17 protein-coding genes and 1 riboswitch are annotated in these 17,414 nt (G+C 36.5%); of the genes, 16 read left to right on the forward strand and 1 reads right to left on the reverse strand.

All coding sequences use genetic code 11. The annotated features are described in order from the left end of the window. The first annotated feature begins 266 nt into the window (after positions 1–266). The 13 genes from COE25_RS04860 (at position 267) to COE25_RS04920 (ending at position 13,643) form a co-directional block, all read left to right on the forward strand. A complete protein-coding gene (locus COE25_RS04860) occupies positions 267–1,412 on the forward strand; it encodes a D-alanyl-D-alanine carboxypeptidase family protein (protein WP_098931548.1) in 1,146 nt (381 codons plus the stop codon). Continuing rightward, complete coding sequence (locus tag COE25_RS04865; protein WP_098931550.1) at positions 1,405–1,992, forward strand: nucleoside recognition domain-containing protein; 588 nt, start codon at positions 1,405–1,407, stop codon at positions 1,990–1,992. The genes COE25_RS04860 and COE25_RS04865 overlap by 8 nt, the downstream gene beginning before the upstream one ends. 6 nt (positions 1,993–1,998) lie before the next feature. Beyond that, on the forward strand, positions 1,999–2,535 hold the full coding sequence (locus COE25_RS04870; RefSeq protein ID WP_088088841.1) for a spore maturation protein: 537 nt from the start codon (positions 1,999–2,001) through the stop codon (positions 2,533–2,535). A 221-nt stretch (positions 2,536–2,756) separates the two neighbouring features. Next, positions 2,757–3,494: a 23S rRNA pseudouridine(2605) synthase RluB gene (gene rluB / locus COE25_RS04875; protein WP_098931552.1), complete on the forward strand. Its 738-nt coding sequence runs from the start codon at positions 2,757–2,759 to the stop codon at positions 3,492–3,494. A gap of 98 nt (positions 3,495–3,592) precedes the next feature. Continuing rightward, positions 3,593–4,117 carry a thiol-disulfide oxidoreductase ResA gene (gene resA, locus COE25_RS04880; RefSeq protein WP_088088838.1) on the forward strand — a complete coding sequence of 175 codons (525 nt, stop codon included), beginning with the start codon at positions 3,593–3,595 and terminating at the stop codon, positions 4,115–4,117. A 19-nt stretch (positions 4,118–4,136) separates the two neighbouring features. Continuing rightward, the gene (gene resB / locus COE25_RS04885; protein ID WP_098931555.1) at positions 4,137–5,771 is read left to right on the forward strand and encodes a cytochrome c biogenesis protein ResB; all 1,635 of its coding nucleotides are present in this window, start codon (positions 4,137–4,139) and stop codon (positions 5,769–5,771) included. After that, positions 5,772–6,956, forward strand: coding sequence for a c-type cytochrome biogenesis protein CcsB (ccsB, locus tag COE25_RS04890; protein ID WP_098931557.1), 1,185 nt, complete (start codon positions 5,772–5,774; stop codon positions 6,954–6,956). It abuts the gene before it with no gap. A 178-nt stretch (positions 6,957–7,134) separates the two neighbouring features. Then, positions 7,135–7,851 carry a response regulator transcription factor gene (locus COE25_RS04895; RefSeq protein WP_088088835.1) on the forward strand — a complete coding sequence of 239 codons (717 nt, stop codon included), beginning with the start codon at positions 7,135–7,137 and terminating at the stop codon, positions 7,849–7,851. After that, entirely contained in the window at positions 7,848–9,626 is a 1,779-nt protein-coding gene (locus tag COE25_RS04900) for an ATP-binding protein (RefSeq protein ID WP_088088834.1), read from the forward strand. The genes COE25_RS04895 and COE25_RS04900 overlap by 4 nt, the downstream gene beginning before the upstream one ends. Before the next feature lie 377 nt (positions 9,627–10,003). Then, on the forward strand, positions 10,004–10,555 hold the full coding sequence (gene sigX, locus COE25_RS04905; protein WP_098931559.1) for an RNA polymerase sigma factor SigX: 552 nt from the start codon (positions 10,004–10,006) through the stop codon (positions 10,553–10,555). Continuing rightward, complete coding sequence (locus tag COE25_RS04910; protein WP_098931561.1) at positions 10,530–11,705, forward strand: hypothetical protein; 1,176 nt, start codon at positions 10,530–10,532, stop codon at positions 11,703–11,705. The genes sigX and COE25_RS04910 overlap by 26 nt, the downstream gene beginning before the upstream one ends. A gap of 168 nt (positions 11,706–11,873) precedes the next feature. Beyond that, the gene (locus COE25_RS04915) at positions 11,874–12,629 is read left to right on the forward strand and encodes a peptidoglycan DD-metalloendopeptidase family protein (RefSeq protein WP_257208694.1); all 756 of its coding nucleotides are present in this window, start codon (positions 11,874–11,876) and stop codon (positions 12,627–12,629) included. A gap of 131 nt (positions 12,630–12,760) precedes the next feature. Then, positions 12,761–12,892, forward strand: a riboswitch (FMN riboswitch). 166 nt (positions 12,893–13,058) lie between these two features. Next, a complete protein-coding gene (locus COE25_RS04920) occupies positions 13,059–13,643 on the forward strand; it encodes an ECF transporter S component (RefSeq protein ID WP_098931563.1) in 585 nt (194 codons plus the stop codon). Between the two features lie 114 nt (positions 13,644–13,757). Here the strand turns inward: COE25_RS04920 and COE25_RS04925 are convergent, their stop codons facing one another. Further along, the gene (locus COE25_RS04925) at positions 13,758–14,006 is read right to left on the reverse strand and encodes a ferredoxin (RefSeq protein ID WP_024030326.1); all 249 of its coding nucleotides are present in this window, start codon (positions 14,004–14,006) and stop codon (positions 13,758–13,760) included. A 263-nt stretch (positions 14,007–14,269) separates the two neighbouring features. On the opposite strand from COE25_RS04925, the gene COE25_RS04930 reads away from it, so the two are divergent. The 3 genes from COE25_RS04930 to COE25_RS04940 are packed head-to-tail and all read left to right on the forward strand — an operon-like array spanning position 14,270 to position 17,402. Then, the gene (locus COE25_RS04930; RefSeq protein ID WP_180247415.1) at positions 14,270–15,304 is read left to right on the forward strand and encodes a YpbB family protein; all 1,035 of its coding nucleotides are present in this window, start codon (positions 14,270–14,272) and stop codon (positions 15,302–15,304) included. Continuing rightward, the gene (locus tag COE25_RS04935) at positions 15,304–16,818 is read left to right on the forward strand and encodes a RecQ family ATP-dependent DNA helicase (protein ID WP_098931568.1); all 1,515 of its coding nucleotides are present in this window, start codon (positions 15,304–15,306) and stop codon (positions 16,816–16,818) included. The genes COE25_RS04930 and COE25_RS04935 overlap by 1 nt, the downstream gene beginning before the upstream one ends. Then, positions 16,815–17,402, forward strand: coding sequence for a CPBP family intramembrane glutamic endopeptidase (locus COE25_RS04940; protein ID WP_088088828.1), 588 nt, complete (start codon positions 16,815–16,817; stop codon positions 17,400–17,402). Before COE25_RS04935 ends, COE25_RS04940 begins: the two co-directional genes overlap by 4 nt. Positions 17,403–17,414 lie beyond the last annotated feature (12 nt).

Here is a 17,414-nt window from a genome sequence, read left to right on the forward strand (position 1 = left end):
AAGCGCCTGTGGGGTCTCCCTGCCCCGTCCTCCCGCAGGAGTCTTCGCGCCTTCCGCTTCAATCAACGTAGGCTATAAAATCAATAATGACCTTTAACATTGTCAAAAAGAAAAGCAGACGAAATTGTCGTCTGCTTTTCTTTTTCTTCAGCAAATTGTCATAACAAGCCTCGTCCTGCATAAACTTGTACAAGAAAAATGAAATGCAGAAGTGCCTTTTTTGGCACTAAAGCGAGATAACTTTACAAGGGGACGAGGTTAATCTAATGAGAATGATTTGGAAGCTAGTTATTTTTTCCCTCATAGTCTCAATATTCATTGCTAACATTCCTCAAAAGGTGGATGCTTCAGTTTCCGTAAGTGCAGCAAGTGCGGTTTTGATAGAGCAGAAGTCAGGTCGTATCCTTTATGAGAAAGATGCCTACACAAAAAAAAGAATCGCAAGTATAACGAAGATAATGACTGCGAAACTAGCAATCGAATCGGGGAAAATGAATCAATATGTAAAAGTTAGCGAACAAGCGACTCGCGCAGAAGGATCGTCAGTCTATTTAAAGCCAGGTGAAAAAATTAAGCTTAAGGATCTAGTATATGGGTTGATGCTAAGGTCAGGAAATGACACGGCTGTAGCAATCGCCGAGTATGTTGGGGGAAGTGTAGAGGGATTCGCCTATTTAATGAATCAAAAGGCAAAGGAAATCGGGATGTTAAATACCCATTTTGCCAATCCACATGGACTTGATGACCGTGAAGACCATTACTCAACAGCCTATGACATGGCCGTGTTAATGCGCTATGCCATGCAGGATAAAACCTTTAAGAAAATCTCTGGTACAAAGGTATATAGAGCACCAAACCCCACAGAAGATTGGGACCGTGTCTGGAAAAATAAAAACCGCTTGCTAACAAAGTATAAATATACAACCGGTGGGAAAACAGGTTATACCAAACGAGCCAAAAGGACATTGGTAACAACTGCAACAAAAGGAGATATGAGCCTGATTGCAGTAACCTTGAACGGACCAGATGATTGGAATGATCATATTTCCATGTATGAGAGTGGATTTAAAGGGTTTGATATGGCTGAAGTATTACCTGAGGGTAAAATTGAGGATGTAAAAAATAAGTATTATAAGAATCATTTATACGTAAAGAAATCAATTGTTTATCCTGTAACGAGCGAGGAAATGGACTTATTTTCTATTAAATATAAGTTGAATAAGCCTGTCAAAAAATTTGATAATGACAAGAAGAATGAAGAAATCGTTGGAAAGGCAGCAGTTTACTTAGATGGAAGAGTTGTTCAAGAAACTCCGATTTACTATCAGAATGTGCCCGAGCAGAAAAAAGGGTTGTTGGATTTTGTAAAGGAAATTTTTCTTATCTTTATTGGTGTAAAGTCCAATGGTTAATTATATCTGGGTGTTTATGACTGTTGTTGGGTTTATTTTCGCGCTATTCAATGGGACAATGGCTGAAGTGAATAAAGCAATATTTGAAGGTGCGAAAGAAGCGGTGACCCTTTGTATTGGACTTATCAGCGTTCTCGTCTTTTGGCTTGGAATGATGCGGATTGCGGAGGAGTCCGGCCTTTTAGAACGTCTATCTAAACTGTTTCGACCGCTTGTCAAACGATTATTTCCTGAAGTACCTGTAAGCCATCCAGCAATGGGCTATATTTTATCAAATATGATTTCTAATATGTTCGGTTTGGGAAATGCAGCCACTCCTCTTGGTATTAAAGCGATGGAAGAACTAAAAAAGTTAAATGGGGGAAAGGATTCAGCGAGCAGATCCATGGTTACCTTTTTAGCAATTAATACTGCAAGTATTACCATTATTCCAACAACTGTCATTGCGATTAGAATGAATTATCATTCTGCATCTCCTACTGAGATAGTCGTTCCAACGATTATAGCAACCATTATCTCTGCGCTAGGTGCAATCTTAATTGACCGTTATTTCTATTATCGCAGAAGCAGAAAAGGATGAAAAAACATGGAGATGATATCGGTAATTTCGTTAACATTTATCCCCTTACTAATTGGGTTTATTCTATTATATGGTACCTTCAAACGCGTCCCAACCTATGAAAGTTTTGTTGAAGGTGGAAAAGAAGGCATTAAGATTGCCTTTTCAATTATTCCCTTCCTTGTTGGTATGCTTGTGGCCATTTCAATTTTTCGCGCTTCCGGTGCATTAGACGCTTTAATGAATTGGATTCGACCGATGATGAAATCAATTGGAGTACCCGCGGAAATAGTGCCTTTATTGATTATTAGGCCTATTTCTGGAAATGCTGCACTGGGAATGACAAGTGATTTAATAGGCGTTTATGGGCCAGACTCATTTATTGGCCGCCTGGCTTCTGTTTTGCAAGGGAGTACAGACACAACCTTTTATGTTTTAACCGTCTATTTCGGAGCAGTTGGAATAAAAAAAATGGGGGATGCCCTAAAAGTAGGTCTACTTGCCGACGTAGTCGGAATTATCGCTGCAATTGTAGTAGTTTCGATGTTTTTTGGAACAAAATAATATAAAATGAATGAGCATGTTCAATTTGAACATGCTATTTTAATATTTTTCTGTAATAATACCCGTGACTTTGAAAAGTGAAGAAATTATGTCATAATTCATTAGGATAGGTTTCTGTGTTCGTTACCCTAGTAATAAGGAAATTACTATTTCTGAAAAGGAAACCAATGGCTCTATGGAGCCATCTTATTTTTTATACAGATAAATTCGAGGTGGAATGAATGGAAAGATTGCAAAAAGTAATTGCTCGAGCGGGCATTGCTTCAAGAAGGAAATCTGAGGACTTAATTAAAGAAGGGCGTGTAAAGGTTAACGGAAAGGTTGTTACAGAGCTTGGTCTGAAGGTATCTTCATCTGATAAGGTAGAGGTAAATGAAATACAGATTGAGAAAGAAGAACCTGTTTATTTCCTTTTATATAAACCAAGAGGAGTTATTTCAAGTGTGAACGACGAGAAGGGCAGAAAGGTAGTGACGGATTTCTTTCCGCATTTAAAAGAAAGGATTTATCCCGTTGGACGCCTTGATTATGATACATCAGGATTATTAGTGTTAACGAATGATGGAGAATTTGCTAATTTACTCATGCATCCGAAAAGTGAAATAGACAAAGTTTATGTTGCAAAAATAAAAGGCATTCCCTCAAAGGAAAATCTAAGGAAGCTTGAAAAAGGAATCCGTCTAGAAGATGGAAAAACAGCTCCAGCTAGAGTGAAATTGCTCTCAGCAGATAATAAAAAACAATCGGCCATTGTTGAAATAACCATCCATGAAGGTAGAAACCGTCAAGTTAGAAGGATGTTTGAAGCAATTGGTCATGATGTATTGAAATTAAAGCGTGAACGATATGCCTTCTTAACACTAAAAGGTTTAAAAACGGGCGATGCAAGAGAGCTAACCCCACATGAAGTAAAGCAGCTAAGGGCACTGGGGTTAGGCTCAACCAAAAAAAATTCATAAAACCGTCACAAATTCTATTCTTCATTTACACTGTATTTGTGTTGTAAAATGCTATAATTAGACAAACTGTGTCATGTGATTCACTGGAGGGGAATTTATTGAAAAAGCGGCGATTAGTTGTAAGAACTATCATACTACTTTTACTAGGGGCTGCCGTTGTTTATACGCTATATGCTAATTTTACAAAAGATAATAAACAAAAAGTGGCGGTTGATAGCTTAGCTCCTGATTTTGCATTGGTTGATATGCAAGGAAATAAACATCAGCTTTCCGATTATCGCGGCCAAGGGGTTTTCTTAAATTTCTGGGGAACATGGTGCCCGCCTTGTAAAAAAGAAATGCCGTATATTAATAATCAGTATCATCAGTATAAGGACAAAGGGGTCCAAGTGTTAACAGTAGATATTCAAGAATCTAAACTTGCAGTTAATCAATTTGCTGACCGACTTAAGCTGGATTTTCCGATTATGATTGATACAGATAAGGATGTAATGAATACTTATGGTATTGATCCGCTGCCAGCTACATTTTTGATTGATAAGAATGGCAAGGTCGTTAAATATTATACGGGTGAGTTAACAGAAGAGAAAATTAGGGAATTTATGGAGAAAATAAAACCTTAGGTTGTTGGGAGTTTTTTCAATGAAAGATGTTAAATGTGAATGCGGGCATGTAAATCCACATGGAACTGTTTTGTGTGAGGCATGCGGAAAAGTGCTGGATGAGAGAATTAGCCCTGCAGAACTTCTCGATATGCGCTATGAAGGAAGTGCAAGACGTTCACAAACATATAATAAAACATTTATTGATAAAATATGGAACTTTTTTTCATCAGTAAAGGTTGGCGTTTGGCTGATTATTATTACCTTAATTGCTTCATCACTTGGTACGATTTTGCCGCAGGAAATGTATATAGACTTGCCTGCAGATGTTTATTACGAGCAGGAATATGGTTGGGTTGGTAAATTATATTACCAATTAGGTTTTAATAATTTATATGGTTCCTGGTGGTATTTATTATTAATTGCGATGATCGGTATATCCTTGGTCATTTGTAGTCTCGATCGGGTGGTGCCATTATATAAGGCCCTTAAGGCCCAAAGGGTTACAAGACACGAAGGTTTTTTAAAACGTCAGCGCATTTTTGGTGTGAACGAAAGTGCAGATGAAAATGATCTTACGTTAATTAAGAAGCATTTAATGGCAAGACGTTACCATGTCCGCGAAGAAAATGGAGATATCTTAGCTGAAAAAGGGCGTTTTTCTCGCTGGGGTCCGTATGTAAACCATGTTGGATTAATTATTTTCTTACTCGGCGGGATGCTGCGCTTTATTCCTGGAATGTATGTAAATGAGAACCTTTGGGTCAGGGAGGGAGAAACAGCTCTTGTTCCTGAAACAGAAGGACAGTTCTATCTCCAAAATAACAAATTTATTTTAGAACACTATGATAAAAATAAAGACAAAACATTTGAAAAGGCTATTAATATGGCTGGAGATGTTGTGAAAAATTATCAATCGAATGTTGTTCTTTATAAGCGTGTTGGAAATAATCTACCTGGCGAGAAACCAAAGCTCAAGAAAGTAACCGAATATAAGGTAAGAGTAAATCTCCCTCTCACCTTTGAAGGTTATTCTGTCTTCCAAGCTTCATTCCGAAATGAACTCAATACGATGTCATTTTCATTAACAAATAAAAATACGAAAAAAGCCATTAACGATCTTAAAATTGATCTTACAGATCCGAAGATGAAGTATGATCTTGGTAATGGGTATTCTGTTGAAATTCTAAACTACTTTCCAGATTTCGAATTTGCGGAAAATGGGGAGCCAACAACAAAATCACGAGTTCCAAACAACCCTGCCTTTGTCTTCCGGATGGTATCCCCTGAAAAGCCAAAAGGGGAAACAAGTTTCGTTGCCATCAAGCAAACCATCGAGCCATTTGGGGCTAATCAATATAAAATGGCATTTAAAGGAATCGAAACAAAGAATGTTTCAGGATTTATTGTTCGGAAGGATTCAACATTATGGGCAATTATATTAGGTGGAATCATATTTATGATTGGCGTCATGCAAGGAGCCTATTGGAATCACCGTCGAATTTGGATTCAAAACAAAAATGGACAAATTTGGGTTGCAGCTCATACAAACAAAAATTGGTATGGACTAAAAAAAGAAATTGAAACAGTTTTGACAGATACGAAACTTGAAATGCCAGACGATCAAGTTCAAAGGGAAGATACTGATAAACCTAAGGATAAGGAGAGTGTCTAGTTGGCAACGATTAGTAGTAATTTATTATTTATTTCTTTTATACTATATTTAGTTGCAACCCTGTTTTTCGGAGGGTCTATTAAATCCAAGAAGCAAGCGAATGAAAAGGAAGGAACCAACAGATGGGGAAAGATTGCTGTACTGTTAACAATTGTTGGTTTTGTTTCGCAACTGGGTTACTTTATCACTAGATGGATTGCTGCGGGTCACGCTCCAGTTAGTAACATGTTTGAGTTCACGACATTCTTCGGAATGGCGCTTGTAGGTGCATTTATTGTCATTTATTTTATTTATCGAACAACCTTACTAGGATTATTTACAATGCCTGTCGCCATATTGGTTATCGCTTATGCAAGTATGTTTCCAAAGGATATTACGCCATTAATACCCGCATTACAAAGTTATTGGCTGCATATTCACGTAACTACTGCGGCTATTGGGGAAGCTATTCTATCGATTAGCTTTGCGGCAGGGCTTATTTATCTCGTAAAGGCAATTGATCAAACAAAATCCAACAAACAAACCTTTTGGCTTGAAATGGTCATGTTTTCATTAGTCGCCGTACTTGGTTTTGTTGCCGTATCTTCGATATTTTCAGGGTTGGGTTACCATGAGAAATTTAATTGGGTTGATAAACACGATAACGAGGCAGTTGTTGAATATACGATGCCTGCCATTTCCGGTCCGCATGAAGGAGACTTACTAACAAAAGATGGATTTAAGCCTTTGTTCGAGGTACCAGCTTTTATTAATGCCAAAAAATTAAATACAGTAATATGGTCATTAATGGCGGGACTCGTTATTTATGGCTTAATTAGATTAATATTACGAAAACGAATTGCTGCAGCACTAAAACCGCTAGTTAAAAACATTAAACTAGACTTTGTTGACGAAATTAGCTATCGCTCTGTATTAATCGGTTTCCCAGTATTTACTCTGGGTGCACTCATTTTTGCAATGATATGGGCACAAATGGCTTGGTCACGATTTTGGGGATGGGACCCAAAAGAAGTTTGGGCTTTAATAACATTTCTATTCTATGCAGCATTTTTACATCTTCGCCTTTCAAAAGGGTGGCATGGCGAAAAATCTGCATGGTTAGCAGTACTTGGTTTTGTGATTATTATGTTTAACCTTGTTGCAGTCAATCTCGTTATTGCTGGCTTACATTCCTATGCGGGTTGAACATTCACAATAGGTAAAATTTTATAGCCTTCACTTTCAAAAAGTGAAGGCTTTTTATTAAATTTTCAAGTGTAGCTATCGTTGTCAAATTATTGACACTTTTTATAGGAGAATTAGCACGAAAATATGGCATAAAACAATAGCGTTTTGTAAAATAAACTCCATGGGGGGATTAATAATGGAAAAAGACGTGAAAATTTTAGTTGTAGATGATGAGGAAAGAATTCGCCGTTTATTAAAAATGTACTTAGAGCGTGAAGACTATACAATTGATGAAGCAGAAGATGGAACCGAGGCGTTAGCAAAAGCGTTTGCTAATGACTATGATGTCATTCTTCTTGACCTAATGATGCCAGGGAAAGACGGAATTGAAGTTTGTCGTGAATTAAGAGAAAAGAAGGCAACACCGGTAATCATGCTTACTGCTAAAGGGGAAGAAATTAATCGAGTCCAAGGCTTTGAAGTGGGCACTGATGACTATATAGTCAAACCATTTAGTCCGAGAGAAGTTGTCCTGCGTGTCAAAGCCTTGTTAAGAAGGTCTTCACAAACAAGTTACCTGCAAACGGAAACGACAACGAAAGACGTCATTGTATTCCCACACTTAACCATTGATAATGACGCACATAGGGTAGCAGCAGATGGTAAAGAAGTAAGTTTAACGCCAAAAGAATATGAATTGCTCTATTTCTTAGCGAAGGCACCAGATAAGGTTTTTGACCGTGAACAGTTACTAAAAGAAGTTTGGCATTATGAATTTTTCGGGGATCTACGTACAGTTGATACGCACGTAAAGCGTCTTCGTGAAAAATTAAACAAGGTATCTGAACAAGCTGCAAGAATGATTGTTACAGTTTGGGGCGTAGGCTATAAATTTGAGGTTATTAATGAATGACATTATTAAGAAGTGTTGTAGGAAAGCTATGGTTAACGATCCTTTTATTAGTATCTTTTGTGCTATTCATCTTAACAATCATGCTTCTCGAATTTTTCCAAAACTACAATACTCTTGAGATGAAAAAGGATTTGACCAATACAGCTGAGAAAATTGCAAATGTTTTAGAAAAACATCCTAATGAAAAATTACCACTTGGATTAGAGATATCCTGGGAAATTATTGATAATGTCAACAATGTAGTAATTGTTAAAAATGAGAGTGAAATCTATTACTCTCCAAACACGAATCTTTCAAATAGGTTATCCTATACTGATATTAAAAATGACCCGACATTATCACAAGTATTAAAAAAAGATAGGACTGTTGAAAAGATTTCCACCCTTTCCTTTAATGAAGAAAAAAAGGAAGCTAAGTATTCAATTATTGGTGTACCTTTGCATTTGCCCGGGGAAGAAAAAAGTGCCGTTTTTATTTATCAATCATTAGAAGTAATGCAAGAAACAACCCATGAAACAACTAAATTTATTTTACTTGTTGCGGGTGTAGCTATTATCCTTACAACTATTTTTGCCTTCTTTTTGTCCACAAGAATTGCAGCTCCGTTAAGAAAGATGAGAGAAGCAGCCTTTGAAGTGGCCAGAGGGAAATTCGATACAAAAGTACCCATCCTTACACATGATGAAATTGGGGAACTAGCAACTGCATTTAATCAAATGGGTAGACAATTAAAATTCAATATGAGTGCACTTAGCCAAGAAAAAGAGCAATTATCGAGTATCCTAAGCAGTATGGCAGATGGTGTTATTACCTTTAATCGGGATGGGGCGATTCTAATCACCAATCCTCCAGCAGACCGCTTTCTTCAATATTGGTATTATGAAATGGGTGGAATTAGTACGGATTCCGAAGCCATACCACCAGAGATAATGGATCTATTTCAGCAAGCAGTCGATACTGAAGCAGAACAAATGGGTGAAATTTCATTCCAAGGCAGACATTGGGTCATTCTAGTTAGTCCATTATATAGTAACCGTTTTATTCGCGGTGCAGTAGCCGTTCTGCGGGATATGACCGAGGAAAGACAGTTAGATAAAATGAGACAAGACTTTATTGCAAACGTTTCTCATGAGCTTAGAACGCCAATATCGATGTTGCAGGGCTATAGTGAGGCAATCGTTGATGATATTGCTGAATCCCAAGAAGAGAAAAAGGAAATGGCAAAAGTCATTTATGATGAATCCTTGCGTATGGGCCGGCTTGTCAATGAATTGCTAGATTTAGCCCGAATGGAAGCAGGACATCTTCAATTAACAATGGAGGAAACTAATATTTCTTCTTTTATCAATCGAATTATCCACAAGTTCCAGGGATTAGCTAAAGAAAATGGAATTCAATTATTTGCAGAGATAGATAATGAAATCACCTCCATTTCCTTTGATCCTGATCGAATCGAACAGGTTCTCACAAATTTAATTGATAATGCCATTAGACATACACCTAAAGGCGGTTCTGTTAAATTAAGTGTGACTTCAGAAGATAAGGGCGTAAGGATTAGAGTTAAAGATTCTGGGGCGGGTATTCCTGACGAAGATTTACCTTTTGTGTTTGAACGGTTTTATAAGGCTGATAAAGCTCGAACGAGAGGAAGAGCAGGAACAGGACTTGGACTAGCCATAGCTAAAAATATTATGGATGCACATCGTGGTCATATTTCTGTTCAGAGTAAACTCGGTCAAGGAACGACATTTTCCTTTTTAGTGCCTCGAAAATAGTAAAATGAACAAGTATTTTGCCGATTGTTCTTGATTCACGAGGAACACTTAAAAGCGAAAGCGACCGTTTAGCGCACGACAGGATTGGAACCGCTCCGCATGAGATAAAGGAAACACGAAGAGTGCTAGCGATTCGATGTTGACTTATCGCAAGGAGGAGAGGGCCAATCCACTAGTCGCTGGTCGCTGCAGCTAGATAAACTTAAAAGCGGAAGCGACCGAGCTCATCCATTTACAGGATGAGTTTTTTGTATCAAATTTTTGGGAAATGGATTCCAATTTATACCTTCCTTTTTGTTACAAAAAAGTCTATATTTATAAGGTGAAACTTTTTATACATATAAATCGACTAATATTATGAACGGGGAGGGGAATTGATGGACTCCGTTTTCGATGAACTTTACCAAAAATATCATCATGACGTTTTTCAATTTCTATTTTATATGGTCAGGAACAAAGAACATGCCGAGGATCTTGTCCAAGAAGTCTATATAAGAGTCTTTAAATCTTATCGCCGTTTTGAAGGGAAAAGCAGTGAGAAAACCTGGTTGTTTTCGATTGCAAGAAATGTAGCCATTGACTTCTTCCGAAAACAAAAGGGATGGAAAGAGCGTTTACTCGAAAAATTTGATTGGTCCACCGATCAGCTGAGAGATGGATATCCTATACCAGAAGAAATCACGGTACAAAAGGAAGAAATCAGGTGGGTTTACAACTGTCTAGACTATTGCACAATGGATCAAAGATCTGTTATTATTCTGCGATATATTCAAGATTTATCGATTGCTGAAACAGCCCAAGCATTAGGATGGACAGAAAGCAAGGTGAAAACGACACAGCACCGTTCGTTAAAGGTATTGAAGAAACATATGGAAATGTCTTATCAGAAGGAGGTAGCGGCTAGTGAAAAAGTCAGAGTGGAGCGATAAGCAGCTCGAAGAACTATTAAGGCAAATGCCCAAAATACAAGATGATCGCAATCCTCGTGACATTTATCAGAATCTTTCTATAAAAAAGACAAAAATAAAACAATGGCTCCTGCCTGGCCTCGCTACTGCATGTGCATTGCTCATTTTCTTCATCTTAGTTCCTAAATTAATGGTCGGAACCCAATACTCAGAGGATAAAGCAAGTCAAAAAAATGCTTCATCTGGGCAGGAAATGCAAACAGCGGATGAAGATTCCTCCATTGCTTTGAAAAAAGAAGATGACAATTTAAAAGCAAAGACCTTTTCTGCAGCTGAGAATAATGAACTTTTGAAAACAGCAGTCTATGATGATGATGTAAACAATGGAAGGGTCTTAACTTATTGGATTCCAGATCCACAAGCGCAAATACTTGTTCCAGTTTCCACTATAGTAAATGATTCAAATGACAAATCATGGCTAACTATATTTAATGAAAACATGGTGAGTTTAAAGGAAGAAGAATGGGGTTTAAGCGAATTTTATCCACTTAATGCTACGCTGAGGCTTGATAATAAAAATAAAGCTGTTTTGGTTGATGTGCCGTCAACCCATCAGTACGGCCAAGGATCAACAACAGAAACAAATTTTATGAATGTATTACAAAAAGATATTTCTTCTAACAGTCATATAAAAAAAATCCAATTTTCAACAAATGGTGAGCCTGGAATAGAACTAGGGAATCTTGGCAGGAAAGAGCAAATTGAAGTCGTCCAAAAGAAGAATCATGCCTTCTTCTTTTATTTTTCTAAAGATAGTGAAATCCCCTACTTAGTTCCATCAGTAAAGACGTATACTGATATTAATAGGGCTTTGGAGGCAATGAAGAATGATCAGCCCTTATTAGGGTTAAAAAGTTCACTTTTTCCAGCTCTGCCGATTAAGGATGCATCCATTAAAGAAAAAACTTTATTTGTTACAATAGATGAAAATTCGAGTCTACGAGAAGACCAAGTTACGATTAACGCTTATGAGTCCTTGTTATTAACAGCTAAAGAATTTGGTTTAGAAAAAGTCATTATAAAAAATCCGCCTATAAAAAAAATCGGAACATTTAACCTATCAAAGGAAAACAAAGTCCCACGTGCTCCGAACCTACGGACGCTTCAATAATTAATTCTCAATCAACCCCAAGTGGTTGATTTTTTTTATCATGAATAAAATAACTATAATCTCCAAATTATAACGAGTATGTCTAATCGCTCCTCCACAAAGGAACATGTTCTAAAGGTGAAACAACTAACATATTGTGTGGAGGAGGAAAAGAACTAAGGAGGTTGAATGAAGAAAATGCGAGACTACATAAAAAGGGTTCTTATTGCCCTAATTATGGCGCTATGTGTCAGTTTGTTATTTTTTGGTGGAATACATTCCGAAGCAAGTATGAAGGATGAGAAAGAGATAAAGGATGGGTGGATATGGCCTGCAGACGGTATTATTTCTGATACATATGGAACGAGAATGGGTAAACATAAGGGAATTGATATTGCTGGAAAATTGAACACCCCTGTTCTTGCCGTCGATGATGGTCAAGTAGTTAAATCCTATTATTCGAATACATATGGAAATGTAGTATTTATAAAACATCCAAGTAATTTTGTTACTGTCTATGCCCATTTAAACAAGCGAACTGTATTAGAAGGTCAAAGTATTAAGCAGGGAACCTTAATAGGGAAAATGGGGAGAACAGGACAAGCTACTGGGACCCATCTTCATTTTGAAACCCACCAGCATGAGTGGAGATATGATAAGAAATATGCATTGGATCCAGAAAAGTTCTTAGGAAAAGCGGACACAGGCGAGAATGTACAGGGTGGAATAGCTGGAATCAATGATGATGTATTAGAAGCAAGCTCCCATGTAAAACTTGAAAAGGAAGACAAAACAGAGAAAGGAAAAAAGCAATATATCGTCAAACAAGGCGACACATTGTACTCCATTTCGAAGAAAAGAAATATGACGGTAACACGTATTAAACAACTTAACCATCTGTCCTCGGATCTTATCAAACCTAAGCAAGTATTAAATATAAATTGAGATAATAATCCACCCGTAGACCCACGTGTCTGCGGGTTTTGTTGTAGAAGTTACAAATGTGTTAAAACGTAAACCTTTTACTTAACAAAAAATGCAGGAAGCAGTATAATTATATTTGTAATTAAATATCGATCTATCTTCGGGGCAGGGTGAAATTCCCGATCGGCGGTATTTGAGTGAAACTCATAAGCCCGCGAGCCGTTTTGGCAGGATTTGGTGTGATTCCAAAGCCGACAGTATAGTCTGGATGGGAGAAGATGGAGGTTCTGCAGACGTTCAAAAAATTAATGTTTAATGAACGTTTATTAAGCGTGCCTTTGTAAACTCCCTCAAGTATATTTTCTTGAGGGAGTTTTTATTTACTTAGGACTCGACTGTTTGCTGAACCTCTCTTCCTAAACGCGATGGATCAAAAAAGGAGAGAGGAAGATGAAGAAGATGAAGAAACAGAGGAAAATGAACGTAAGGGCATATGTGTCAATTGGAATGTTGAGCAGTATTGCATTTCTGTTAATGCTAATACAATTTCCATTGCCTTTATTCCCAAATTTCTTGTTTGTCGATTTCAGCGACATCCCAGCATTAATTGCCACATTGATTTTTGGACCAATTGCAGGAATATTAGTTGAGTTTTTTAAAAATGTCCTTAATTATATTCAGACAGGAAGTTTTACAGGAATTCCTGTTGGCCATATAGCCAATTTTGCTGCTGGCATTGTGTTTATCCTGCCAACATATTTCGTATATAATAGACTCAAAACTAGAAAAGGTATGACATTAGCGTTAATTGCCGGGACAACTATAATGGCGGTAATGATGAGTATATTAAATTACTTCTTCATTTTACCGGCTTATACTGCTCTTATGGGATTCCCTGATATGCGTAATTTGGTAGTCCCTGCTATCTTGCCTTTTAACTTAATAAAAGGTGTTATGATGTCATCCATCTTTATGCTTCTGTTCATTCGGATGCAGGCATGGATTAATAAGAACACAACAATTAAAAGCGTCTAATAAATAAAAACAACAGGATGGACTTATTCCTCCTGTTGTTTTTTTGTAAAAAATTAAAACCTCTCACCTTAAAAAGGAGAGAGGCAGTAGCTTAACAATTGTTTTACCTAAATATTATTCAAATTTAGTTGGATTGCCATCAAAAGCTTCGTCAGCTACCTTAATGGAATCAGTAGGACAGCCTTCAAAAGCATCCATCATATCATCGATTAATACATCTGGAATTTCAACAATTCCTTCATTATCATCAAGAGTTACAAATGCAATGCCTTCATCATCATAATCATAAATATCTGGTGCTGCTGCGCCGCAAGCCCCACATGCAATGCAAGTTTCCTTATCCACAATTGTGTACTTTGCCATGAAAAAAAACCTCCCAGTAATATAAACAAAATTATTCTTACACATTTTCCATTATCAAATTGAAAACGGATAACTCATATCTATTGTAAAACTGTATCGATAACTTTTCAATAGAAAAATACCCATATTCCTGTAGTTTATATGGTTGAATTTCTAATTCTTATACATTTTTGGACAACAGTCCACTTAATTTCATGGTAGAATAAAGAAGAAAAATGGATATTTTGTCGATAATGTACGAAAAATGGTGGGGGACTCATATAATGCAAATTGAATCCATTATTCTATATAGTGTCAAACAATTAAACAGGGAACGGACGATTTACTCCGTCTATCACCTGTTGAATGGAAAAAAATCATCACAAACTATCCAAGACGCCCACCTATTTTCATTAAAAAAATTTTTTGGGATTTATGAGCAATTAACAAGGGACTCCTTTGATGAAATATATCAATCAATGGTAGAAAAAAATTGGTTATTAAATAAAGGGGAACAACGATTCGATGTAACGACCTCTGGAATGACACTTCTAGAAAACAAACCATTGCCCAAATATATAAATGGCTGGACCTTTCATCAAATAACCTCTCTATTTTGGGAAAGATTGTCCCTACTAATTCAGGTAGTATCCAATCTTGCTTTTGGGGAATCAAGATATATACCCATTCAAAAAAACAAAGACGTCCATATCTGGTTAAAATCTACTCTAAAGGTTATCACCGTACCTAGGATGGAGATAGGGACTACTGTCTATTCAGAGTTAAATGAATGTTTTAATACAGTGAAAGACATGGACCCATCACTTTTAGTGTTTCGGTTAACTGGTTTTCAGCAGATTGGATTAACCCCTCTACAAGTAGCAAAAAAGCTGAATTTGGATTTTCACGATTATCAGATTGGGTTTACTAATGCCCTTCATTACTTGATTCAAAAAATAATGGAAGACGGTAATCAGTTTAAAATCTTACCTTATCTTATCCATGATCTAATGCAAGATGATGAATTAACCCTTTCCTCAAGGAAAACACAGTCATTATTATTACAAGGATATAGCCTTGATATGATTGCAAATCTCAGACACTTAAAATTAAGTACAATAGAAGATCATCTTGTTGAATTAGCCTTAAATGTAAAGGATTTTTCCATTGATACCTACGTCGATAGTGAGTTACAAAATAAGATTTTGGAAGTTTCGCGGCAAAAAGTAACCAAACAGCTAAAAGTGATAAGAGAAGAAGTAGATACTGCTACTTATTTTCAAATTAGGTTAGTATTAGCGAAATATGGTGATAGATAATGGAATTAGAAAAGGTTTTAAAAAAACATTTTGGTTATCAAACGTTTAAGACTGGACAAAAAGAGGTAATCACCTCGATTCTTGCTGGGCAGCATACACTGGCCATGCTCCCAACTGGAACTGGAAAATCCCTGTGTTACCAACTTCCTGGGATTATTTTAGAGGGGCAAATTTTAATTATTTCTCCTCTTCTATCATTAATGCAGGATCAAGTGGAACAATTTAAAAGATTTGGTGAAAAGAGAGTCATTGCTTTAAACTCTTTTCTTTCGGGAGAGGAAAGAAATAGGGCCCTACATCATTTAAGTCAATATAAATTTATCTTCATATCACCTGAAATGTTGAGAGTTCCCTATATCCTTCGTAAACTTCAAGAGCTTACGATTGCATTGTTTGTTGTAGATGAAGCCCATTGTATTTCCCAATGGGGCTTTGATTTTCGCCCGGATTATTCAAAACTAGGTGAGATTCGAAAGAAATTCGGTAATCCACTAACGCTTGCACTGACAGCGACAGCTACAATAAAGGTACGACAGGACATTGTTGCTTCACTTGATTTAGAGGAAATAGTAAAAATAGAATCGACCATAGACCGACCCAATATCGGCTTTTATGTAAAAGAACTATTTGATTACCGCGATAAACAAGCCAGTGTCCTCGAGTTTGTTGCCAAATTGAAAAAACCGGGAATTATTTATTTTTCAAGTAAAAAAGCTGCCGAACAGATGGCGAACTTACTAACAGAAAAAGGAATCTGTCTGTCTATGGCCTATCATGGCGGATTGGATCAAAATACAAGAATACTGATTCAACAACAGTTTATCTATGGGCAATTAGATGTAATATGTGCTACGAGTGCTTTTGGCATGGGTATTAATAAAGAAAATATCCGTTTTATTATTCACTATCACATGCCAATGCAAATAGAATCTTTTCTACAGGAAATCGGAAGGGCAGGTCGTGATGGCGAACCGAGTATTGCCATCCTTTTATATTCGCCAGGGGATGAACAGCTTCCAATCCAGCTTGCAGAGAATGAATTGCCATCTGAACACCAAATAGACTGGTTGTTTAAAAAGGTAGAACATGACCATCTTCTGAAGGATGGAAAGATCAATCTAAATACGAAACTAATGGAGCTTGGCGGTTTTACCGATATTCAATGGAGGATTGTTGAGGACTTTGTAAATAAGTCATTTCTAGAAATGGCTAGCCTTGAAAAGTTACAATGCACTATTAATGATTTTGTTAAGGAAAGATTATCCATTAAGAAAAATAATATTTATTGCATGAAAAAATGGATTGAAACCAATTTTTGCAGACGTGAATATATTTTACATTATTTTGATGAAATATTGTCTAACAAGCTAAATCCATGCTGCGACATTTGCGGGCTTCAAATAAATGATTATCAAACTAATAATTCTAATCATTTTCCTTCAGTAAAAACAAATGAAAAAAACTGGAACGACTATCTTGCTAAAATTCTAATCAATTGTGAGTTGAGGGAATGAAAAAAAAGTATTTTGAATTAATTAATGGATTAACGGATAAAGATTTGCTTTTTCACCTTTACATGACACAGGGAATTCTCTGTGCGATCTCATTGATATTAGGATTTATATTTTTTGACCATTTCTCCTATTTGGATAATATTTCTTTGAATGACTTTCATATTATATCAATCGGTCTCCCTGCCGGTATTACAGTGGTTATGGCCGATATTCTTTTTATGAAATCGCTGCCTTCGTCCTTTTATGATGATGGCGGTTTGAATGAAAGAATATTTAAAAATAGAAATTTGTTTCATATCTTTATCATTGCCCTTTTAGTAGCTTTTAGTGAAGAATTATTGTTTAGAGGGATCATTCAAACAAAAGTAGGCCTCATTTTAGCAAGTATTATTTTTGCAATCATCCACTATCGATACCTTTTTAATTGGTTTTTGTTTGTAAATATTGTTGTATTAAGCTTTTTTATTGGTTTAATATTTCAGTGGACAGACAATTTAGCAGTCACAATTGTTATGCATTTTGTCATTGATTTTTTATTAGGAGTCTATATAAAATTTAAACAACCAATCAGAGAAGATGAATAGGGAGGAGTAGCT

It is taken from the genome of Bacillus sp. AFS031507 (genome assembly GCF_002584635.1).
Taxonomy (GTDB): Bacteria; Bacillota; Bacilli; order Bacillales; family Cytobacillaceae; genus Neobacillus.